At 71.1% G+C, this 21,550-nt stretch carries 23 protein-coding genes; 19 read left to right on the top strand and 4 right to left on the bottom strand.

Annotation, left to right across the window (positions count from 1 at the left end):
- Positions 1 to 29 precede the first annotated feature (29 nt).
- From ACK4LS_RS11145 to rpsN, 10 genes are all read left to right on the top strand, one after another.
- Positions 30 to 821 carry a metal ABC transporter ATP-binding protein gene (locus ACK4LS_RS11145; protein ID WP_409717149.1) on the top strand — a complete coding sequence of 264 codons (792 nt, stop codon included), beginning with the start codon at positions 30 to 32 and terminating at the stop codon, positions 819 to 821.
- Positions 818 to 1,678, top strand: coding sequence for a metal ABC transporter permease (locus ACK4LS_RS11150; protein ID WP_409717089.1), 861 nt, complete (start codon positions 818 to 820; stop codon positions 1,676 to 1,678). Before ACK4LS_RS11145 ends, ACK4LS_RS11150 begins: the two co-directional genes overlap by 4 nt.
- Before the next feature lie 41 nt (positions 1,679 to 1,719).
- A complete protein-coding gene (locus tag ACK4LS_RS11155) occupies positions 1,720 to 2,133 on the top strand; it encodes a Fur family transcriptional regulator (protein ID WP_409717091.1) in 414 nt (137 codons plus the stop codon).
- Entirely contained in the window at positions 2,120 to 3,163 is a 1,044-nt protein-coding gene (locus ACK4LS_RS11160; RefSeq protein WP_409717151.1) for a permease, read from the top strand. Before ACK4LS_RS11155 ends, ACK4LS_RS11160 begins: the two co-directional genes overlap by 14 nt.
- Positions 3,156 to 4,013, top strand: coding sequence for a DUF1980 domain-containing protein (locus tag ACK4LS_RS11165; protein WP_409717093.1), 858 nt, complete (start codon positions 3,156 to 3,158; stop codon positions 4,011 to 4,013). Before ACK4LS_RS11160 ends, ACK4LS_RS11165 begins: the two co-directional genes overlap by 8 nt.
- Positions 4,003 to 5,427, top strand: a complete 1,425-nt coding sequence (locus tag ACK4LS_RS11170) for a hypothetical protein (protein WP_409717095.1) — start codon at positions 4,003 to 4,005, stop codon at positions 5,425 to 5,427. Before ACK4LS_RS11165 ends, ACK4LS_RS11170 begins: the two co-directional genes overlap by 11 nt.
- Positions 5,424 to 6,113 (top strand): DNA-3-methyladenine glycosylase, encoded by a 690-nt coding sequence (locus tag ACK4LS_RS11175; RefSeq protein WP_409717097.1) that lies wholly within the window; start codon positions 5,424 to 5,426, stop codon positions 6,111 to 6,113. The genes ACK4LS_RS11170 and ACK4LS_RS11175 overlap by 4 nt, the downstream gene beginning before the upstream one ends.
- A 261-nt stretch (positions 6,114 to 6,374) precedes the next feature.
- Positions 6,375 to 6,611 (top strand): 50S ribosomal protein L28, encoded by a 237-nt coding sequence (rpmB, locus tag ACK4LS_RS11180; protein ID WP_055832508.1) that lies wholly within the window; start codon positions 6,375 to 6,377, stop codon positions 6,609 to 6,611.
- On the top strand, positions 6,611 to 6,781 hold the full coding sequence (gene rpmG, locus ACK4LS_RS11185; RefSeq protein ID WP_013584775.1) for a 50S ribosomal protein L33: 171 nt from the start codon (positions 6,611 to 6,613) through the stop codon (positions 6,779 to 6,781). Before rpmB ends, rpmG begins: the two co-directional genes overlap by 1 nt.
- Before the next feature lie 4 nt (positions 6,782 to 6,785).
- Positions 6,786 to 7,091: a 30S ribosomal protein S14 gene (gene rpsN / locus ACK4LS_RS11190; protein ID WP_409717100.1), complete on the top strand. Its 306-nt coding sequence runs from the start codon at positions 6,786 to 6,788 to the stop codon at positions 7,089 to 7,091.
- A 60-nt stretch (positions 7,092 to 7,151) separates the two neighbouring features.
- Here rpsN and ACK4LS_RS11195 read toward each other — a convergent pair whose 3' ends face one another.
- Positions 7,152 to 8,600 carry a helix-turn-helix transcriptional regulator gene (locus tag ACK4LS_RS11195; RefSeq protein WP_409717102.1) on the bottom strand — a complete coding sequence of 483 codons (1,449 nt, stop codon included), beginning with the start codon at positions 8,598 to 8,600 and terminating at the stop codon, positions 7,152 to 7,154.
- Between the two features lie 399 nt (positions 8,601 to 8,999).
- Between ACK4LS_RS11195 and ACK4LS_RS11200 the strand changes: the two genes are divergently transcribed.
- Both ACK4LS_RS11200 and ACK4LS_RS11205 read left to right on the top strand, forming a co-directional pair.
- Positions 9,000 to 9,287, top strand: a complete 288-nt coding sequence (locus ACK4LS_RS11200; RefSeq protein ID WP_013584778.1) for an HU family DNA-binding protein — start codon at positions 9,000 to 9,002, stop codon at positions 9,285 to 9,287.
- A 77-nt stretch (positions 9,288 to 9,364) separates the two neighbouring features.
- Positions 9,365 to 11,350: a cytochrome c oxidase assembly protein gene (locus tag ACK4LS_RS11205; RefSeq protein WP_409717105.1), complete on the top strand. Its 1,986-nt coding sequence runs from the start codon at positions 9,365 to 9,367 to the stop codon at positions 11,348 to 11,350.
- A 118-nt stretch (positions 11,351 to 11,468) separates the two neighbouring features.
- Here ACK4LS_RS11205 and ACK4LS_RS11210 read toward each other — a convergent pair whose 3' ends face one another.
- Positions 11,469 to 12,548 carry a hypothetical protein gene (locus ACK4LS_RS11210; protein WP_409717107.1) on the bottom strand — a complete coding sequence of 360 codons (1,080 nt, stop codon included), beginning with the start codon at positions 12,546 to 12,548 and terminating at the stop codon, positions 11,469 to 11,471.
- A 42-nt stretch (positions 12,549 to 12,590) separates the two neighbouring features.
- Complete coding sequence (locus ACK4LS_RS11215) at positions 12,591 to 13,469, bottom strand: NAD(P)/FAD-dependent oxidoreductase (protein WP_409717109.1); 879 nt, start codon at positions 13,467 to 13,469, stop codon at positions 12,591 to 12,593.
- Positions 13,470 to 13,475: 6 nt separating this feature from the next.
- Between ACK4LS_RS11215 and ACK4LS_RS11220 the strand changes: the two genes are divergently transcribed.
- Positions 13,476 to 13,934 (top strand): MerR family transcriptional regulator, encoded by a 459-nt coding sequence (locus ACK4LS_RS11220; RefSeq protein ID WP_409717111.1) that lies wholly within the window; start codon positions 13,476 to 13,478, stop codon positions 13,932 to 13,934.
- Positions 13,935 to 13,943: 9 nt separating this feature from the next.
- On the top strand, positions 13,944 to 15,341 hold the full coding sequence (locus ACK4LS_RS11225; protein WP_409717113.1) for an ATP-dependent RecD-like DNA helicase: 1,398 nt from the start codon (positions 13,944 to 13,946) through the stop codon (positions 15,339 to 15,341).
- Between the two features lie 10 nt (positions 15,342 to 15,351).
- Here ACK4LS_RS11225 and ACK4LS_RS11230 read toward each other — a convergent pair whose 3' ends face one another.
- On the bottom strand, positions 15,352 to 16,005 hold the full coding sequence (locus ACK4LS_RS11230; protein WP_409717115.1) for a heme oxygenase (biliverdin-producing): 654 nt from the start codon (positions 16,003 to 16,005) through the stop codon (positions 15,352 to 15,354).
- 187 nt (positions 16,006 to 16,192) lie between these two features.
- On the opposite strand from ACK4LS_RS11230, the gene ACK4LS_RS11235 reads away from it, so the two are divergent.
- The 5 genes from ACK4LS_RS11235 to ACK4LS_RS11255 all read left to right on the top strand — a co-directional run bounded on the left by ACK4LS_RS11235 (position 16,193) and on the right by ACK4LS_RS11255 (position 21,483).
- Positions 16,193 to 17,464: a serine hydrolase domain-containing protein gene (locus tag ACK4LS_RS11235; RefSeq protein WP_409717117.1), complete on the top strand. Its 1,272-nt coding sequence runs from the start codon at positions 16,193 to 16,195 to the stop codon at positions 17,462 to 17,464.
- Between the two features lie 7 nt (positions 17,465 to 17,471).
- A complete protein-coding gene (locus tag ACK4LS_RS11240) occupies positions 17,472 to 18,380 on the top strand; it encodes an EamA family transporter (protein ID WP_409717119.1) in 909 nt (302 codons plus the stop codon).
- 86 nt (positions 18,381 to 18,466) lie between these two features.
- A complete protein-coding gene (locus ACK4LS_RS11245) occupies positions 18,467 to 18,796 on the top strand; it encodes a DUF3140 domain-containing protein (protein WP_409717121.1) in 330 nt (109 codons plus the stop codon).
- Positions 18,797 to 18,887: 91 nt separating this feature from the next.
- Complete coding sequence (corA, locus tag ACK4LS_RS11250) at positions 18,888 to 19,886, top strand: magnesium/cobalt transporter CorA (RefSeq protein ID WP_409717122.1); 999 nt, start codon at positions 18,888 to 18,890, stop codon at positions 19,884 to 19,886.
- Between the two features lie 103 nt (positions 19,887 to 19,989).
- The gene (locus tag ACK4LS_RS11255) at positions 19,990 to 21,483 is read left to right on the top strand and encodes an amino acid permease (protein WP_409717124.1); all 1,494 of its coding nucleotides are present in this window, start codon (positions 19,990 to 19,992) and stop codon (positions 21,481 to 21,483) included.
- Positions 21,484 to 21,550: the final 67 nt, after the last annotated feature.

Consider the following 21,550-nt stretch of genomic DNA (forward strand, 5'->3'; position numbering starts at 1 on the left):
CCGGGGTCCGCGGGGCGGCCCCGCGGCGCATCCGGGGTCCGGCCCTCGTGGGGGGCGGCGGCTTGGTGGGGGCGGGGCTCTACCCCCCGTACGAACCCGGCGAGCTCGTCGCGGTGCTCGGGCCCAGCGGCTCGGGCAAGACCACCCTGTTGCGGGCCATCCTGGGCCTCGAGCGGCTCAGCGCCGGTTCCATCGAGGCGCTCGGCGCCCCGGTGCGCCGGGCCGGCAACCGCCGCATCGGCTACATCCCGCAGCAACGCCCCCTCCCGCGGGAGACCCCGCTGCGCGGGCGCGACATCGTCGGTCTGGGAGTCGACGGTCATCGGCTCGGACTCCCGCTGTCGCGCACGAAGGACCGCGCGCGCATCGACGAACTGCTCGAGGCGGTGGGCGCCACCGCCTTCGCCGATCGCCCGGTGGGGCTTCTCTCCGGCGGCGAGCAGCAGCGTCTGCGCGTGGGCCAGGCCCTCGCCGACGACCCGGCCCTGCTGCTGTGCGACGAGCCGCTGACGAGCCTCGACCTCGCCAACCAGCAGGCCGTCGTGCGACTGATCGATCGGCATCGCCGCGAACGCGACGCCGCCGTGCTCCTGGTCACGCACGACATCAACCCCGTGCTCTCGCGCGTCGACCGCATCCTGTACATCGCGCACGGCCGGTTCACCCTCGGCACGCCCGACGAGGTGCTCACCACCGAGACCCTCTCGGCGCTGTACGGCGCCCCCGTCTACGTCGTGCGGGCGGGCGGTCAGCTCATCGTCGTCGGAGCTCCGGATGCCGACGAGGCCCACCACCATCACCACGACGAGGACGACGTATGAACTGGTCCGACGTCGGCGACGCCCTGTTCGGCGGGGTGAGCCAGTACGGCGCGATCCTCGAACTGGTGCAGAACTCCGTCTACGCGGGCGCCGTCCTCGGCCTCGTGGGCGGGCTGATCGGCGTGTTCGTCATGCAGCGCGACATGGCCTTCGCGGTGCACGGCATCAGCGAACTGTCGTTCGCCGGGGCGGCGGTGGCCCTGCTGATCGGCGTCGACGTCGTGTCGGGCTCGATCGTCGGCTCCCTCATCGCCGCGGCGCTCATCGGCCTGCTGGGCGCCCGGGCCCGCGACCGCAACTCGATCATCGGCGTGCTCATGCCGTTCGGCCTGGGTGTCGGCATCCTGTGCCTTTCGCTCTACAACGGGCGCAGTGCCACCCGTTTCAGCCTGCTGACCGGGCAGATCGTGTCGGTGCAGAGCGGCCAGCTCGGCTGGCTGGTCGTCATCGGCGTGGCCGTGCTCGTTGCGCTGCTGCTCATCTGGCGCCCCCTGCGCTTCGATTCGCTCGATCCGCAGTCGGCCGCCGCGCGCGGGGTGCCCACCACGGCGGTGTCGCTCGTGTTCATGCTGCTGCTGGGGCTCATCGTGGCTGTCGCGGTGCACATCATCGGCGCCCTCCTCGTGATGGCGCTGCTGGTCACCCCGGCCGCCGCGGCGATGCGGGTGGTGTCCGGGCCCCTCTCGGTGCCCGTGCTCGCGGCGCTGTTCGGCTTCGTCTCCGCGGTCGGCGGCGTGCTGCTCGCGGTCGCCGGCACACTGCCGGTGAGCCCCTACATCACGACCATCTCGTTCGCGATCTACCTCGTGTGCCGCGTGGTCGGTGCCCGCCGCGACCGCACCACCCGGGCCCTGTAACGCCCAGCCGTTTCACCGAACCCCTCGCTAGACTCGCCCGCATGGTCCAGCGCAACACGTGGCAGCGCGAGCGCGTGCGCGAAGCCCTGTCCGGAGCAGGCGGGTTCGTCAGCGCGCAGGCGCTTCACGCGACCCTGCGCGACGAGAACACGGGCATCGGCCTGGCCACCGTCTACCGCACCCTCGCCGGACTCGCCGCTCGCGGCGACGCCGACTCGCTGCAGAGCCCGGACGGCGAGAACCTCTTCCGCGCGTGCGCGACCCGTGGGCACCACCATCACCTGATCTGCCGCTCGTGCGGTGTCGCCGTCGAGATCGCCGCGACCGACGTCGAGGAGTGGGCGCAGCGCACCGCCGCCCAGCACGGCTTCACCGAGGCCGAGCACGTCGTCGACATCTTCGGCGTGTGCGCCGACTGCGCCCGCGATCGGGCTCGTGAGCGTGGCGACGAGTAGTCGCACCGCGGCCCCCGTACGCCGCCGTCCGGACGCCCCCCGCACGGGCTCCTCCCGCACCCTCGTCGCTCTCGGCCTGGGTGTCGTCGTGATCACCGCGCTGTTCCTCGTCGACGCGCTCGCCCCGACGTTCTTCTCGCAACCGCTGCCCACCCGCGCGCAGGACGGGCTCACCCTCGCCCTCAGCGTCCTCATCGAGTCGCTGCCGTTCGTGGTGCTCGGCGTGGTGCTGTCGATCATCGTGCAGGTGTGGGTGCCGCCGGGGGCGATCGAGAGATGGATGCCACGGGCCCCCTGGGCGCGCCGGGCGGTGCTGTCGCTGCTGGGCATGTTCATCCCGGTGTGCGAGTGCGGCAACGTGCCCTTCGCCCGCGGTCTGCTCATGCGCGGGTTCGGCGTGTCCGACACCCTGACGTTCCTGGTCGCGGCCCCCATCGTGAACCCCATCGTCATCATCAGCACGCACGCCGCGTTCGGCTTCAGCGACGGCATCCTGGTGGCACGCCTGATCGGCGGGTACCTCGTGGCCAACCTCATCGGTTGGCTGTACAGCCGGCATCCCGATCCCGACAAGCTGCTCACCGAGCGCTTCCTCGAGACGTGCGAGATCGTCGTGCAGGAGCGCGGCGATCGCGGTCGACGCACCCTCGCGCAGTTCGTCGTCGAGCTGCGGTCGGTCATGCCGGCGCTCATCATCGGCTCGCTCCTCGCCGGTGCCGTGCAGGTGCTCGTGCCGCGCAGCGCGCTGCTCGCGATCGGGTCCGACCCGGCCCTGTCGATCGCGGCGATGATGGTGCTCGCGCTCGTGGTGTCGCTGTGCTCCAACGTCGACGCGTTCTTCGCGCTGTCGTTCGCCTCGACCTTCACGCCCGGCTCGATCGTGGCGTTCCTCGTCGTGGGCCCGATCATCGACCTCAAGATGATGGCGCTGCTGCGCACCACCTTCACCACCCGCGTGCTCGCGGGGATGACCGTGGTGGTCGTGCTGTTCGCCTTCGCTCTCGGAACGGTGGTGAACCTCCTTGTCTAGATCCGCCGCCCTCGCCACGCGCTGGCTCGGTGTGGGACTCACGACGTGTCTGTCGATCACGACGATCGTGCTGTGGGTCACCGGCCGCATGTCGCTGTACATCAACCCCGATTCGGCCTGGTTCGCGGTGGGCATGGCGATGGTCGCGCTCGTCGGCGCCGTGGCGTCGTTCGCGCTCCCGCTGGGGGCCGAGGCCGACCACGGACACGACCACGAGCACGGGCACGCCCCCGCCGCAGCGACCGCGCGGCGGGAGGCGTTCGCGCACGCCGATCACGAGCACACCGATCCCCTCGACGCGCACGACCGCTCCGCGCACGAGCACCTCGCCGCCCGGCCGCGGCTCACCCCCGGCGGCATCGCCGCCTTCAGCGGCGGGGTCCTCGCCTCGGGGGCCGTGATCGCCGTGCTGCTGACCCCGGCGGCGTCGTTGTCGACCGAGCTCGCCGTCTCGCGCGACGTGGGGGCGCCGCCGCTGTTCGCCGGGTCCGACGTCGTGACGCTCGCGGCCTCCGGCGACACCTCGGAGTTCGGCATCGGCGACTGGTCGGCGGTCTTCGCCCACGCGACGAACCCCGAGACGTTCGACGGCAAGCCCGTGACGCTCACCGGCTTCATCACCCCCGGCGGCGACGGGGCCAGCTTCGACCTCACGCGCCTGGTGATCACGCACTGCGTCATCGACGCGCAGACGGCCCGGCTGCCGATCGCCGCCGCGGGGGCGGCGCCCTCGACCGGCCAGTGGGTGACCGTCACCGGCACGGTGCGCTCCAGCGGCGACGGCGCGCTGGAGGTGCGCGCCGACGAGGTGGCGGCGATCGACGAGCCTGCGGACCCGTATGAGTACTGACGCCCGCCGCGGGGGCGACTCCCGTCGGTCGCGCGCGCGCCGACGCCGGGGTCGCGGCTTCGCCGTCGCCTTCGCCGCCGTGCTCGTGGGCCTCGTCGTCGTCGGCGGCCTCGGCGGGGTCGTCTCCGTCGCACAGGGGCCGCGGGTCACGGACGTGCAGGTCGATCCGGCCGCCTCGGTGGCGGCATCCGGATCGCGTGTCATCCTCACCACGACGCAGTCGCTCGAGACGGTCGACCCCTCGCAGGTCGAGATCGAGCCCGCCGCGCCGTTCACCGTCGACACCTCGGGACGCAGCGTCGGCGTGCGCTTCGGGCTCCCTCTCCGCGACGACACCGACTATCGGATCACCGTCCGGGACGTGAACGGGTTGGGCGCGGGGTCATCGTCGACGCTCACCGAGACCTTCCGCACCCCGCCGCTGCAGGCGTACCTGATGCAGCGCGGAACGCCCGAGGGCGACACGATCTTCCGCACCGACCTGAAGGGCGAGGCGGGTCTCCCCGTCTTCGTGCACCCGCACATCGAGGACTTCCGCGCCACCGCCAACCACCTCGTCATCTCGGTGCGCGACGGCGACGACGCGCGCGTGATCGTGACCGACCCCGACGGGCAGAACCCGCGCGACATCCCTCTGCCCGGGCCGGGATTCGTCACGAACCTGCAATCCGCCGACCGCGGCGAGCGGATCGGCTTCACCTTCTCGGATGCCGACCTGAGCGCCGCCGGGGGTCGCGAGAGCCGTCTGTACACGGCGTCGGCCGCCGACGACGCGCCCCCGACCGAGGTCGGACTGAACGGTGGCGACGTGCGCATCGCCGACTGGCGCTTCGTGCCGGACACCGACAGCATGCTCGTGCTCACCTTCGACTCCCGCCTGCTGCTGACCGACGCGCAGGGTGGGAACGCCGCCCCGCTGGGCAGCGCGGTGTCGATCGACGGCATCGCCCGCGGATCGTCGGTCGCGATCGTCGAGCGCCTCGAGGGCATCCGCGAGATCAACCTCACCGACGGATCGGAGCAGCCGCTCGTCGACCCGGTCGACCCGCCCGGTCTCGCCGGTCGCGCCACCCCCGTTCCCGGTGCGGGTGCGGGGACGATCCGCTCGTTCGCCGACATCAGCACGGACGGCGTCTCGCGCTCCACGACCGTCGCGCACGTCGACACCGCGGGCGCCGTGCGCCCGCTGCTGGAGGTGCCCGGCTCCGACACGGTGCTGCAGTCGTGCGTCTCGGCGAGCGGCCGCTACGCGGCGGTCCTCGTCGCCCCGCGCGCGGTCGACAACCCCTTCGACCGGTACCAGCTGCCCTTGCCCGAGCGCCTGCTGACGCACCTCGTCGAGGTCGACACGGGTCAGGAGCTCGTGGCCCTGCAGGGCTTCGACCTGTCGTGGTGCCAGGTGCCGCCGCAGTGACGCGTCCCGTCACGCGCGACGAACTGTCGGGTCTGCCCGCCGAGGTGGCGCCGCGCCTGCTCGGTGCGCTGCTGGAGACGGTGGTCGCGGGGGAGCGCGTGGTGATCCGCCTCACCGAGGTCGAGGCGTACCACGGCCGTGGAACGGGCGAGGTCCCCGACCCGGGGTCGCACGCGCGCATGGGTCCCACCGCGCGCAACGCCACGATGTGGGGCGAACCCGGTCACCTGTACGTGTACCTGAGTCACGGCATCCACTCGTGCGTCAACGTCGTGTGCGGTCCCGACGGCGTCGCCGGGGGTGTCCTCCTGCGCGGGGCCGAGGTGGTCGACGGCGTCGAGATCGCCGAGCGCAGGCGCCTCGAGCGTCGCGGAGCGGTGCGTTCGGCGCGCGATCTCGCGCGCGGCCCCGGTCGCCTCGGCGATGCGGTGGGGCTGCGGCATCCGGTGCACGACGGGCTCGACGCGGTGACGGGCGCGGAGAAGGCCGGGGCACGGGCGCGGTTGCTCCTGGCCGACGAGCCCGTGGTCGGCGTTGCGACGGGGCCGCGCGTCGGGGTCGCGGGGGTGGCGGGGACGGCGGTGTTCCCCTGGCGGTTCTGGATCGAGGGGGATGCCACGGTTTCGGCGTTCCGGTGGGGACGCGGTGCCGCGGAGGCGGCGGCGGGCGAGGCGACGGTCGGGTGAGGCGACGCCGGGTGACGCCTGTCGAAGCACCCGGTGGCCGCGGTGTCGGCGATGTCTCGGCGGGCTCGGGGGCGTCGGCGCGGTGACCGGATCGGGTCAAGCCGACACGCCGTGCTAGACTGACTCCTCGTCTGCGCGCACTCCAGCACGCAGTTCGCACCCCTCCTTGTGATCCCGGCCCCGTGCCGCGTTCACGCCGGGTGCAGACAAGGGATCTTGGGTGGCACCGTCCGGTGCCACGGTACAGAGGGAGACATCACCATGGCAGCAGTGTGCCAGGTGACCGGAGCAGTTCCCGGCTTCGGTCACAACATCTCGCACTCGCACCGCCGGACGAAGCGCCGCTTCGACCCGAACGTGCAGAAGAAGACCTACTTCGTTCCGTCGTTGGGTCGCAACATCAAGCTCAACGTTTCGGCGAAGGGCATCAAGGTCATCGACGCCCGCGGCATCGAGTCCGTCGTCCGTGACCTGCAGGCGAAGGGCGTGAAGCTGTAATGGCGAAGAAGGCTCAGGACGTCCGTCCGATCATCAAGCTGCGTTCGACCGCCGGCACGGGGTACACCTACGTGACGCGCAAGAACCGCCGCAACAACCCCGACCGCATCGTGCTCAAGAAGTACGACCCCGTGGTCCGCAAGCACGTCGACTTCCGAGAGGAGCGCTAAGCACATGGCCAAGAAGAGCAAGATCGCGCGCAACGAGCAGCGCAAGGTCGTCGTCGAGCGCTGGGCCGCGAAGCGCGCCGAGCTGAAGAAGACCCTGGTCGACCCCAACGCGACCGACGAGGCCCGCGAGGCCGCCCGCGTGGGCCTGCAGAAGCTGCCCCGCAACGCGTCGCCGGCCCGCGTCCGCAGCCGCGACGTCATCGACGGCCGCCCCCGTGGCGTGCTGACGAAGTTCGGCGTCTCGCGCGTCCGCTTCCGCGACATGGCCCACCGTGGCGAGCTGCCCGGTGTGACCAAGTCGTCCTGGTAAGCACCAGACACCGCACGAAGGGCGGGGGCTCCGAAAGGAGTCCTCGCCCTTCGTCGTCGATCAGCCGGCGTTGAGGGCGAGCTTCGACACGGCGGCGGCGCGGCCTCCGACGTCGAGCTTGGCGTAGATCGATCGCACCTGGCTCTTCACGGTGTTGGGGGATACTCCGCGCCGGCGGGCGATCTCGGCGAGACTCAGCGGTGTCTCCAGGAGCTCGACGAGCGCCCGCTCGGCGGGGGTGAAGGCGACGAGTCCCTCCCGGGCGGGCGGTGTCGACGGGGCGCCGACGAGGGCGAGGATGTCGCGGATGCACGGCAGGTTGACGCCGAGCCCGGGTTGATCGGCCACGCACATCTCCATCAGGTGCAGCGCCTCGGCTCCCGGGAGCATGACGAACGGCGTCGCGGACTTCCCGTTGCGCTTGATCAGGAGCAGGGCGGACTCCATGCTCTGGCGAGCCCGCGCGACGCTGCCGAGGCGATGGAAGGCGATGGCGCGCCGGAGCAGGATCGGAGTCAGCGTCCGCAGGCAGTGATCGGTGCCGGGCGCGACGCAGGCCTCGGTCTCGGCGATGAGCTCCCGCTCACGACCGAGTAGGAGCAGGCAGCTCGCACGATTCGTCGAGAAGCAGACGCCGTGGCCCTCGGGGTTCGACGTCTGCGCCACCACCGCCATCGCGCCGGCGTAATCGCTCTGCGCCAGGAGGACGTCGGATCGCACCCCCGTGAGGAAGTCGCGGGCCAGTCGCTGGCTGTGCTGACGCCGACTGCTGTGCATGATCTGCCAACTCGCCGCCGTCGCCTCGGCGTGATCGCGACGCAGCAGGTGCGAGAGCACCCGGAACGTCTGCGCCCAGTAGTCCACGTAGGGATCGTCGCGCTGTGCGGCGGTCATCTCGTCGGCGATCGCGTCCAACCGCGCATGGTCCATCCGTGATTCGGCGACGAGGGCGTCCGCGGTCAGCAGCATCTGCGCCTTCTCGCGGGGGTCCCACCTGTGCTCCGCGAAGAGCGCGTGCGCGGCGGTCGCCTCGTCCTCCGCGATGAGGTACTCGCCGTTGAGAGCGTGGCTCGCGGCCGACACCGAGAGCGCCCGGTAGCGCAGAGCGGCCGTGTCGGCGAAGAGAAGCGCCTCGGCGCCGAAGTGGGCGCCGATCTGAGGTTTGCCGATCAGGGAGCAGTACTCGCTCACGCTGGAGTAGAGCTGCGATCGCGCACCCGGGGAGAGGGTGGCGGGTCGGATGAGATGGACGCCGTCGAAGTACCGGGCGACCAGGGCGGAACCGGCGGTCAGGGCGTCGCGACGTGCGCGGGCGGCCACGATCGCGGCGAGGGTCGCGGCATTATCATCGGTCCACACTCGGGGGACGGGAGGGGGTTCCACTTCCGCCAGGAGGGCGAGGTGGCGGGCCTCCGGCGCGCCGTGACCCGGCACGAGGCGCGCCGCCGTCGTCTTGGCGGCTGCACGCAGAGCAGCGCGCGCGTCGATGGAAGGCTGTGTCGTCGGCACCGTGGCCCACCCCCTCGGAATGCGGCGCCCGGAACCCCTCCGCCCCGCGGGAGGGTCGACGCCGACGCAACGATTTGTGATGATTCTGCAGCATCATTCCCTCTCGTTTTCAACTGCAGGGGACGGGGCCTTCACCCTGACGAAGAAGGGCGCGCTGAATTCACTCGTCCTCGTCCTGCGTTTCACCCATGACGTAGGACGCGAGAGGCGCCGCGGCCGGCCGGGGCCCGGCCCCTCCCGAGCGACACGCCGAGGGGGATGACGGGGAAATCCGTCGAGATCCGCGTAATTCCGCGGTTCGGTTGATACTGTCGAGGCGGTCGCTCGACCACCGAGGAGAATCCCTCCTCGTCCGCGTAACGAGAGGCGACGTCCATCGCCGCCTGGAGGACAAACCACATGGCCGACAAGTCCATCACCAAGACCGAGCTCGTCGCGAGCATCGCCAGCGCGACCGGGCAGAGCCAGTCCGCCGTGTCGGGCGTGCTCGACTCCCTCTTCTCCACCGTCTCCGAGGCGGTCGCCAAGGGCAGCAAGGTCTCGATCCCCGGCTGGATCGCCTTCGAGCAGGTCGCGACGTCGGCTCGCACGGGCCGCAACCCGCAGACGGGCGAGGAGATCTCGATCCCCGCCGGCAAGCGCGTCAAGGTCACCGCGGGCTCCAAGCTCAAGGCCGCCGTCAAGTAAGACGACAGCGAACCATCGAGGGGGGATGCCAGGCGGCATCCCCCCTTCGTCGTTCGCGCGCGACGTAGGCTGGACGGGTGAATCCCCGACTTCTCCGCGTCGCGGGACCCGTCATCCTGACCGTGGTCTCGGTGGTCGCCGTCGTCGTCGGACTCGCCTACGGCGGAGGCGCCGCCGAGGTGCAACTGGCCGATCCCGGCCCGGTCGTCCGGTGGGGACTGCCGATCGCGACGGTCGTGGTGAACCTCGCGGCGGCGACGATGGTCGGCTCGCTCGTGCTGGCGCTGTTCGCCCTGCCCTCGGGGGAGCGACCGTTCGAGATCGCGCTGGACACGGCATCCATCGGTGCGGCGGCGTTCACGGTCGCGGCGGCCGTGACGGGCTTCCTCACCTTCCTCAACGTCATCCCCGCCTCTCCCACGCTCGACGCGGTCTTCGGGCAGCAGCTCGGACGGTTCCTCGTCGAGAACGCCGTGGGTCAGGCGTGGCTCATCACCACGATCGCCGGGGCCGTGCTGACGGTGCTCACCTTCGCGGTGCGCTCGTGGATCCCCACGATGATCGTCGCGATCCTCGCGGTGGCCGCCCTCATCCCGATGGGTACGCAGGGCCACGCCGGCGATGAGGCCAGCCACGACGCCGCCGTGACCTCCCTGGTGCTGCACATCATCGCCGCGGCGGTGTGGCTCGGCGGGCTGATCCTCATCGTGATCGTGCGCCCCGCCCTGTCGCGTGAGCAGGTGCGGACGACCCTGTTGCGGTACTCGTCGATCGCGCTGGTCGCCTTCATCGTCGTCGCCGTCTCGGGCACCGTGCGCGCCTCGATCGGGCTGCTGGGGCTGCAGAACCTCGGATCGGCGTACGGCGTGCTCGTGCTGGTCAAGGTCGTCGCCCTCATCGCCATGGGCGTTCTCGGCGCCTGGTACCGCCGCCGGCTCATCGCGCGGATGGCCGACGAGGCCGGCTCGCGCCGGTTCTGGAGCGTCATCGCGCTGGAGTTGGTGTTCATGGGCATCGCGAGCGGAGTGGCCGCCGCCCTCGCGCGCACACCCCCGCCCGTCGAGGCGCCGCTGGTGGGACGCACGCCCGCCGAGGTGCTGACCGGAGCGCCGCTCCCGCCCGACCTCACCCTCGAGCGCTGGTTCACCGCCTACGACGTCGACCTGCTGTGGACGCTCGTCGTCGCCTTCGGCCTGTTCTTCTACCTGGCCGGGGTGTGGCGCCTGTTGCGCCGCGGCGACTCGTGGCCGATCTACCGCACGGTGCTGTGGTGCCTGGGCCTGTTCGGGGTCTTCTGGGTGACGTCCGGCCCCATCAACGTCTACCAGGACTACCTGTTCAGCATGCACATGATCGGGCACATGCTGCTGTCGATGGCGATCCCGCTGCTGCTGGTCTCGGGCGCGCCGATCTCGCTCGCGGCGCGCGCGATCCGCAAGCGCGACGACGGGACGCGGGGCGGCCGCGAGTGGATCCTGTGGGCGGTGCACAACCCGGTCGCCAAGGTGCTGACGAACCCCTACGTCGCGGCGGGACTGTTCATCGGCTCGCTGTGGGCGTTCTACTACACCGACCTCTTCCGCTGGTCGCTCTACGACCACGTGGGCCACATCTGGATGGTCGCGCACTTCCTCGTGACCGGGTACCTGTTCGTGCTGAGCCTCATCGGCATCGACCCGGTGCCCTACCGCCTGCCGTACCCGATGCGGCTGCTCGTGCTTATCGCGATCATGGCGATGCACGCGTTCTTCGGCATCGCGATCATGATGAACTCCGGGCTGATGGTGGCCGAATGGTTCGGTGCGATGGGCCGGACCTGGGGCGCCACCCCCCTGCAGGACCAGTACGTCGGCGGCGGTGTGGCGTGGTCGGTGGGCGAGATCCCGACGCTGATCCTCGCCATCACCGTCGCGATCCAGTGGAGCCGCAGCGACGAGCGGCACCAGCGTCGCCGCGACCGGCACGTCGACCGGGTGGGCGACCTCGAACTCGACGCCTACAACGAGGAGCTCGCGCGTCTCGCGGCCCGCGACGCGAGGGTCGCCGCGCGCGCCGGCGACTGACCCGTCTCCGCCGCCGGCCGGCTGCGCCTGCGAGGTCGGTCGGTCGCGCCTGAGTCGCAGGTAGGCCGCGCCCGCGCCGCGGTCGGCGGCGTGCCCCGTCGGTCGGCTGCGGGCCCCGTCAGTCGGCCGCGCCGCCGACGAGGATGGATGCCGTCCCGTCGGGCAGCACGCTGATCTGCCCGTCGACGCGGAAGGGCACGTCTTCTTCGACCTCGCGCAGGCTGCCGTCGAAGATCGAGCGGATCTCGACGTCGATGTGCGCGACGGCGGGGGTCGACGGGATGCGCCATCCCGCTCCGTCGGGGACGACGGTCACGACCGGTTGCTGCACGATCGACCAGGTGGGGGCGCCGTCGATGCGGTTGCGCACCGTGTAGCCGAACGGGCATCCGGTGGGCTGCAGCACCTTCTGCTCGGCGCAGGTGGAGAGGAAGTCCTCGACGCGGTCCTGCACGACCCCGATGAACTGCTCGGTGGGTTCGGCCTGCACGTCGACCGGGATGCCGGCCAGCGGCGCATCGGCCAGCACGGCGACGCCGGGGGTGGCGGAGATCGCCGTGTCGACGGCGACCGAGTAGAGACCGGGGGAGAAGACGAGCAGGGGCACGGCGGCAGCGGGGTCGGCTTCGGCCTCGTCGACGGACACCTGGCGCTTGTCGACCTCGAAGCCGTTGACGGAGAAACTCATCGACCCCTTCACCGACAGGTTCATGACCGAGAGCGGACTGCGCGCGAACCGCCAGCGGGGCAGGAGGCCCTCCCCCGGGTCGTGCTCGATCGCGAACGTGGTCGTCCCCGCGTAGCCGCCGGCGGTGTACGAGACGGAGACGCGCGTCTGGTCGCCCTCGACGCTCTCGCCGGTCACCTCGGCATCCGTCAGCGGCGTGAGCGCCTCGGGCCGGAGCAGGGCCTGCGACGAGCTGACCGGGAGGCCGACCGCCTCGAGCTCGGTGGAGTCGACCGCCACGCCCGGCACGGCGAGGGCCTCGGCGGTGCGCCGCTCCTGCAACAGGGAGAGGTACTGCAGCACGAAGGCGCGGGGACTGTAGAACTCGCGGTACAGCGAGGCGGCTCCCGCACCCAGGGCGGCGACGAGCAGCACGCCGATCAGCACCATCGCCGGGATCTCGAGCCGTGAGCGTCGGTGTGCAGCGCCGACGCCCTCGGGCGTCGCGGGGCCCCCGCCTGCGTTGTCCACGCCTCCAGTGTAGGAAGCGCGCCTGAGCGGGGGCCGCGCGCCTCACGATGCGGCGAGCGAATGCACCACCGCGACGGCGGCGAGCTGGCCGCCGAGAATCGCGGCCGCGAGCGAGAACATCGGTCCCGGGAGGTGGTCGGGGTGCGCGATGTCGCCCACGGCGTAGACGCCCTCGACGCTCGTGCGACCGGACGGGTCGGTGCGCACGGCCCCGGTCTCCTGGAATTCGACCCCGATCCGCCCGAGCAGATCGCCCCGCGGCCGCCAGGTCGGTGCGACGAAAGCGCCGGCGACATCGAGCGGGTCGCCCGCGGTGCGCACCAGGCGCAGGCCGGTCGGTGCGTCGACCACCTCGCGCACGTCGGCGGGGTCGACGACGTGCACCGCGGATGCCACGGGCTCCAGCATCCGCACGAGCACCGCCGCGTGCGGGGAGGCGTTGACCACCGCGACCGGGCGGCCGGCGAACTCGTGGCCGTGGCAGAACGGGCAGTTCGCGACCGTGTCGCCCCAGCGCTCCGCGAGCCCGGGGATCGGTGGCAGCTCGTCGGCCATGCCCGTCGCGAGGATCACGGCGTGGGTCCGGAGCCGCTCGTCGTCGACCGTGACGGTCACGGCGTCGCCGTCCCGCTCGACCGCCGAGGCCAGGGCATCCCGGATCTGCACGGTGTCGTAGGCGGCGATCTCGGTGCGGGCGATGCGGCGCAACTCGGCGGGGTCGCGCCCGTCGTTGGTGAGCAGGTTGTGCGCGTGGCGCACGGTGGCGTTGCGGTAGGCGCCGGAGTCCAGCAGCAGGGTGCGGCGGTGCATCCGCCCGAGGGTGAGGGCGGCCTGCAGGCCCGCGGGGCCCCCTCCGATGATGATCGCGTCGTACACGATGAGCTCCTTCCGGTTGCGTTCCGCTCCATCCTGTGACTTCATGTCGACATGAAGTCAAGCGCCCGCGACGGCGGGGAATCCATCGGGGATACGGCCGCGCGGTTCGGGCTCGAGACGCACGTGCTGCGCCACTGGGAGGACGAGGGTCTGCTGCGCCCGTTCCGGGACGCGGCGGGCCGGCGCCGCTTCCACGACGACGACAGCGTGCGCATCGCGGTGATCCTGCGCAACAAGGCCGCGGGGCTCTCGCTCGAGCAGATCCGCGTGCTGCTGGATGAGGGGGCGCCCGACCGGCACCGCGTGCTCGAGGCGCACGTCGCCGAGCTCGACCGGCGCGCGGCCGACATCGCCCAGGCGCGGGCGATGACCGAGCACGCCCTGCGGTGCCGGTCGCACGACATCACGCAGTGCCCGCGGTTCCGCAGTCACGTCGACGACGTGCTGTCGGGGGAGGCGCGCTGGTTGCTCGTCCACACCGAACCGCCCGCCCAGACGTGCGCGAACTAGCATGAACCGGTGACCACGCCGCCCCTCTCCGCCGAACAGCAGGCGCTGTACCGGCTGATCGAGGACACCCGCGAGCACGTCTTCGTCACCGGTCGCGCGGGCACGGGCAAGTCGACGCTGCTGCAGCACCTGGCGTGGAACACGAAGAAGCAGATCGCCGTGTGCGCGCCCACGGGGGTCGCGGCGCTCAACGTCGAGGGGCAGACGATCCACTCGCTGTTCCGCCTGCCGATCGGGCTCATCGCGAACGGCGACATCGACCAGAACGACGCCACCCGCAAGATCCTCAACGCGATCGACACCCTCGTGATCGACGAGATCTCGATGGTCAACGCCGACCTCATGGATGCCATCGACCGATCGCTCCGCCAGGCCCGCGGCCGCCGCGCCGAGCCGTTCGGGGGGACGCAGATCGTCATGTTCGGCGATCCCTACCAGCTGGCGCCGGTGCCCCCGCGCGGAGACGAGGCGCGCTACATCCGCGACCACTACCGCTCGTTCTGGTTCTTCGACGCGAAGGTGTGGTCGGGCGAGGCCGCGAGCGACGGGCTCATCGACATCGGCCGGCACGGCGCCGACCTGCACGTGAACGAGCTCGTCGAGATCCACCGGCAGTCCGATCCCGGGTTCAAGTCCCTGCTCAACGCGGTGCGGTACGGCCGGGTGACGGCCGACATGGCGGGGGTGCTCAACACCGCGGGCGCGCGGACGCCCCCCGACCCCGCCGACGGCGAGCACCCGATCATCACGTTGGCCACGCGCAACGACCGCGTGAACACGATCAACCGGCGCCATCTCGACGAGCTGATCGGGCGCACGCAGACCGCGAGCGCCGAGATCAGCGGCGACTTCGGACGCGGCGAGGCGAACTACCCCGCCGAGATGGAGCTGACCCTCAAGGTCGGGGCGCAGGTGATGTTCCTGCGCAACGACGGCGCGCAGTTCGGGGAGGCGCCGCGCTGGGTCAACGGCACGATCGGCACGGTCACGCGCATCGCGGGCGACAGCGTGCGTGTGGAGGTCGACGGGATCGAGCACGACGTCGAGCCGGCGGTCTGGGAAAGGTACCGCTACGCCTACGACCCGGGCACCAAGAACCTGTCGCGCGAGATCGTCGCCGAGTTCACCCAGTTCCCGCTGCGCCTGGCGTGGGCGGTCACGATCCACAAGTCGCAGGGCAAGACCTACGACCGCGCCGTGGTCGATCTCGGCGCCGGGGCGTTCGCGCCGGGGCAGACGTACGTCGCGCTGAGTCGGCTCACCTCTCTCGAGGGGCTCTACCTCTCGCGGCCCCTGCGCCCGAGCGACATCCGGGTCGACGAAGACGTGCGCCGCTTCATGAAGCAGGCGTGGCTCGCCCGCCAGGACCTCCCCGCCCGCCAGGACGTGCCTGCCCGCCAGGCATAGAACCGGCCGCTCAGGCCACCTGATGCGCCTTGGCCCGGGTGAGGTCGGCGAACAACTCGGTGGTGAAGCGGTAGGCGACGAGCACCTCCGCGATCACGCGCTCCTTCTCGGCCTCGTCCCAGGGGGCGGCGTCGAGCTGCTCGCGGTAGACGGTCTTGAACGCCTTGGGGTCGGCGATGTCGCCGAACAGCAGGAAGCCGATGCCGTTCGTCTCGAAACCGAAGCGTCGCTGCATCAGACGCCCGATCGAGGGACCCCCCGAGAGGTCGCCGAGGAAGCGCGTGTAGTGGTGCGCGACGAACCCGCCCGGCCAGGTCGCGGCGACGCGCCGGATCCGCGACACGTACGCCTGCGTCGTGGGGAGGGGGTGGATGCCCTCCCGCCAGTCCGGCCCGATGAGGTACGCCAGATCGGCTTCGAGGGCGGGCAGGCGCGAGTGCTTGTCGCGCAGGAACACGGATGCCACGGGGTCGGTGCGCAGACGCATGGCGGCCTCTTCGAGGGCGGCGTACAGGAACCAGTGCTGGGCGAGCAGGGCGATGTAGTCGTCGCGCGTGCCCGCGCCGGTGAGCAGGTCGGTCATGAAGCCGTCGCACTCGCTCGGCGAGTGCGCGCTGCTGGAGCGTTCGCGCAGGGCGAGGGAGAACGGGACGACGGCGTTCATGCGGCCATCATACGCGGGAGGTTAGGATCACCTAACACTGATTTCGGAACTCGCGTCCCGGCGGGGGTGCGAGTCGTGATGCAGACGTGACGGGCGGCGGGGGCAAGCGGCGGTTTCCGTCAGGTGCCGTGTGTTTGAATCTTCAGAGCGCGCGCGTGTCCGCGCGCGGAAGTGCTGGGGGTACCACATGCGGGGATGGCGTCGTTCCGCGGCCATCGCGATGGCGGGCGCGGGCGTGCTCGCCCTCGCGCTGAGCGGCTGCACGCCGCAGGGGAGCGTGTCGATCGACGTCCCCGCGCAGGTCGACGCCCCCCTTCCCGAGGCCACGGCGACCCAGCTGCAAGACGCCGTGACGGCCGCGATGACCGCCACCGGATCGACGGGCGCGATCGTCGGCGTCTGGGCGCCCTGGAGCGGCACGTGGGTCACGGGACTGGGAACCCAGGGACCCGGTGGGTCCGAGGTCACCCCCGACCTGGAGTTCCGTGCGGGGGAGATCACGGGGGCGATGACGTGCGATGCGCTCTACGGCCTCGCCGCCGACGGCACCCTCTCGCTCGATGACCCCATCGCGAAGTGGGTGAGCGGCCTCCCCGGCTACGACGACATCACGCTGCGCCAGCTTTGCGACGGGACGTCCGGGCTGTCTTCGTACACCTCGGTTCTCGAGGGCACGGTGCTCAGCAACCCCGACCGCGTGTGGAACCCCCGCGAGCTCATGGCCTACGGTGTCGCCGGGCCGCGGCTCAATTCTCCCGGCGACGCTTACGGAACCTCCGCGACCAATTACGTCGTCGCCGGTCTCGCTGTCGAACGGGCGACGGGCGAGTCCCTGAGTGCCGCGTTGGCGGAGCGGGTGTGGCAACCGCTGGGCTTGACCGCGACATCCCTTCCGGCACCCGCGCCCGCGGCAGCCGGGGCGGCGTCGTTGCCGGGCTACTGGTCGCAGCCGAGCGCGGAGGGCGTGTGGAACTGCACGGACCCCGCCGACTTCACCGTGATGTCCTCGAGCTACGGCGGCGCCGCATCGGGCGCCGTGACGAACATCACCGACCTCGGGCGCTACGCGCAGGCGCTCGCCTCGAACGCTCTGCTGCCCGACGACAGCGACCGTTTCGCGAACCCCGCCCCGGTCGGCGCCGATCAGCCGACCTGGTTCACCGCGGCGGGCGGCGCGTACCAGGCCGGATCGCTCATCGGGCAGTTCGGATGGACGCCCGGCTACATGGCGGCCGCGTTCGCCGACCCCGCGACCGGGCTGTCGGTCGCCGTCGTCCTGAACAACTCCGGTGGCAACAAGAACACCGGCGCCTGGCTCGCCTGGCAGCTCGCTGCGATCGCATCCAAGGCTCCGGCGGCCCAGGGGCAGACCACGCCCGAAGCGGGCCTGCCGTGGACCGCCGAGCAGATGCGCGACAGCATCGCCGCCAACGCGATCTGCGCCGCACCCGCCGGATGATCCGGCGATGACGGCTCGCGGCGGCCAGGGGTCGGCCGCGGCGCTCGTGCTGGTGGGCCTGGCCTGCCAAGAGGTCGGGGCCTCGTTCGCGGTCATGCTCTTCCCGCAGACGGGGCCGCTCGGCATCGTCATGCTCCGCCTGCTCTTCTCGGCCGTCCTGCTGCTGCTCATCGCGCGCCCCTCCCTCCGCGGACACACCGCATTCGCGTGGCGGTCCGTGATCGGGTTCGGTGTGGTGCTGGCATCCATGAACGGGTTGTTCTACCTCGCGCTGGAACGGCTTCCGCTCGGCGTCACCGTGACCATCGAGGTGCTCGGACCGCTGACGCTGTCGATCCTGACGGCGACGGGTGTCGCCCGCTGGGTGTGGGCGGGCCTCGCGCTGACCGGGGTGGTGGCGCTGGGCGCCGGCGGATGGGATCGGCTCGACGTCGTCGGCGTGCTGTTCGCGCTCGGGGCGGCGGTGAGCTGGGCGCTCTACATCCTCGCCTCGGCCCGCGTGGGGAGGGAGTTCCCGCGTCTCGACGGCCTCGCCCTCGCCATGGCGGTCGGCGCGGTGATCGCCCTGCCGTTCGGGGTCTGGCAGGCGGGCGGGGCGCTGTTGCGGGTCGACCTCCTCGCCCTCGGCGCGGCCGTGGCCCTGCTGTCGTCGACGATCCCCTACGCCCTCGAGCTGGTGGCCCTTCGCCGTCTGCCGGCCTCGGCGTTCGCGATCCTGATGAGCCTGGGCCCGGCGACGGCATCGATCGCGGGCTTCCTGCTGCTCGGTCAGCACCTGGCGTGGCTCGAGATCGCGGGCATCGGCCTGGTCATCTCGGCCAGCATCGGCGCGGTGCTCGCGGCATCCCGCCGCAGCGCGGCCGTGCGGCATCCGGGACGCGACGCCGGCGAGCCGCTGAGCGAGCCGCTCGGCTGACGAGCCCGGGGGCCGAGGCGATGCCACGGCGGCGGCGACGGCGCAAGGGGGCGTCGGGTGATCGGCGCGCTGGCGAGGATGGCGGCATGAGCACGGACGACGATCAGACCCGCGCGGACTTCGACGACGCGGTGAACATGACCGCGAGCGAGTTGAAGAAATGGCTCGACACCGACGAGTCGAAGGCGGTGGGTCAGAAGAAGAACGGCGGGGAGTCGACCGGGCACGAGAGCGGGCGGCACATCGTGCGCATCCTCGAGAAGAAGAAGGCCGATGTCACCGATGACGACCTCGCGCACATGCGCAAGGTCGTCGGCTACGTCAAGCGGCACAGCGCGCAGAAGCCCACGGGCGACATCACCGACACCGACTGGCGCTTCTCGCTGATGAACTGGGGCCACGACCCGAAGAAGTGACGCCCCGTCGACAGTCCGCGCGGCGGTAGCGCACGGGCGGCCCCGGGGGCAGTGGCATCCGCCGTCCATCCGGGAGGGGTACAACGGAACAATGCCCATCATCGACAGCGCCGTGTACGTCGACGGTCACCGCATCGAGAACCCGTCGAGCCTCGACCAGACCTTCGAGTACATGGAGGCGCACGGCGGAATGGCGTGGATCGGTCTGCTGCGTCCCTCGACCGACGAGCTGGAGCGCGTGGCCGCGGAGTTCTCGCTCCACCCCCTCGCCGTCGAAGACGCGCTCGCGGGCCACCAGCGGGCCAAGCTCGAGCGCTACGGCGACAACCTCTTCGCGGTCCTGCGCCCGGCGCGCTACATCGACGAGACCGAAACGGTGGAGTTCGGCGAGCTGCACGTGTTCATCGGCGCCGACTACGTCGTCACCGTGCGTCACGCCGAGGTCCCCGACCTCTCGCGCGTCCGCCACCGTCTCGAGAAGAACCCCGAGCTGCTCGCGCGGGGTCCCGAGGCGGTGCTCTACGCGATCCTCGACGAGGTGGTCGACCAGTACGACCCGGTCGCGCGGGGGCTGCAGAACGACGTCGACGAGATCGAGGACCAGCTCTTCGGCGCGGACGGCGCGGAGCTGTCGCAGCGCATCTACCAGTTGGCGCGCGAGGTCATCCACTTCCAGCGTGCGGTGGAACCGCTGCGCGACATGCTGGAGGCCCTGCTGCGCGGGGCCGACAAATACGGCGTCGACATCGAGCTACAGCGGTCGTTGCGCGACGTCCTCGACCACGCCCTCCGCCAGAGCGACAAGCTCGCAGCCCAGCGGGCGATCCTCGACAACGCCCTGACCGTCAACGCGACCCTTGTCACCCGACGACAGACCGAGACCTCGCTCGAACAGAACGAGCAGGTCAAGAAGATCTCGGGGTGGGCCGCGATCCTGTTCGGACCCTCGCTGATCGGGGCGATCTACGGCATGAACTTCCGCAACATGCCCGAGCTGGACTGGACGTTCGGCTACCCGATGGCGCTGGGTCTGATGGCGGCGACCTCGTTCGGACTGTGGCTCACGTTCAAACGCAAGCACTGGCTCTGAGCCCTCGCTCGGGCTCGTGCGTCGGCCCTCCGGGCGGATCGTAGATGCCGCGCTTCGCGGCGCGCTTGCTGGACACCCGCCGCGCGAATCGCACGATGGGGAGGTGAACGACTCCACCCCCGGTCCCGGCGACGCCGCCCCGCCGATCCACACCTCGACCGTCGCGCTCGAGGACAGCGGCTACCACAAGCGACTGTCGTCGCGGCAGGTGCAGATGATCGCCATCGGGGGTGCGATCGGCACGGGCCTGTTCCTGGGCGCGGGCGGACGACTCGCCCAGGCCGGCCCCGCGATCGTGATCTCGTACGCCGTGTGCGGGCTGTTCGCGTTCTTCATCCTCCGCGCCCTCGGAGAGCTCGTGCTCCACCGCCCCACTTCGGGGTCGTTCGTCTCGTACGCCCGGGAGTTCTTCGGCGAGAAGGCCGCGTTCGTGTCGGGCTGGTTCTACTGGCTCAACTGGGCCACCACGACGATGGTCGACATCACCGCGGCCGCGCTGTACATGAACTTCTTCGGCACATACGTACCGTGGATCGCGGCCGTGCCGCAGTGGGTGTGGGCGCTGGCCGCGTTGGTCACCGTGCTCGCCGTGAACCTCGTGTCGGTGAAGGTGTTCGGCGAGCTGGAGTTCTGGTTCGCGCTCATCAAGGTCGCCGCCCTCGTGGCGTTCCTGCTCGTGGGCGTGTACTTCGTCGTCTTCGGCACCCCGACGGGCGCGCCCGCCGGGTTCTCCCTCATCGCCGACAACGGCGGGTTCTTCCCCAACGGCATCCTGCCCGCGATCATCCTCATGCAGGGCGTGGTGTTCGCGTACGCGTCCATCGAGCTCATCGGCACCGCCGCGGGCGAGACCAAGCACCCCGAGAAGGTCATGCCGCGCGCGATCAACTCGGTGATCTTCCGCGTCGCGGTGTTCTACGTGGGGTCGGTGCTGCTGCTCTCGCTCCTGCTGCCCTTCACCGCGTACTCCAAGGACGAGAGCCCGTTCGTGACGTTCTTCGCCTCGATCGGGGTGCCCGGGGTCGACGTCATCATGAACCTCGTCGTGCTGACCGCGGCCCTGTCGTCGTTGAACGCGGGGCTCTACTCCACCGGTCGTATCCTGCGCTCCATGGCGGTCGCGGGATCGGCGCCGCGGTTCGCCGCGCGGATGAACAAGGCCGGTGTTCCGTACGGCGGCATCGCGATCACGGCCGTGGTGGCTCTGCTCGGGGTCGTCATCAACTACGTCGACCCGTCGGATGCCTTCGAGACCGTGCTGAACGTGGCGGCGGTCGGCATCCTCGTCACGTGGGCCACCATCATCGTCTGCCAGATGCGCCTGAAGCAGCTCGCCGACCGGGGCGAACTGCTGCGCCCGTCGTTCCGTCTGTTCGGGGCGCCCTACACGGGCTATCTCACGCTCGTGTTCCTCGCCGTGGTGCTCGTGCTGGTGTTCGTCGACTCGCCGGCCACCCTCGTGGTGGCGATCGTCGCGAGCCTCGCGATCGTGGCGGGGTGGTTCGCGTGTCGCACCCGCATCGCGGCGCTCGCCGCCGAACGCGAGGGCCACACGGGCACCGTTCCGGTGGTGCCGAGCCCGTTCACGAAGGACTGAGCGGGCGGGTCGAGCCCGCGGAGAAGACCCGCGAGGCGCACCCGCGCCCGGCGATCGCCGCACCCGT

Origin of the sequence: Microbacterium sp. (genome assembly GCF_046295495.1) — a bacterium.
Lineage (GTDB): Bacteria > Actinomycetota > Actinomycetes > Actinomycetales > Microbacteriaceae > Microbacterium.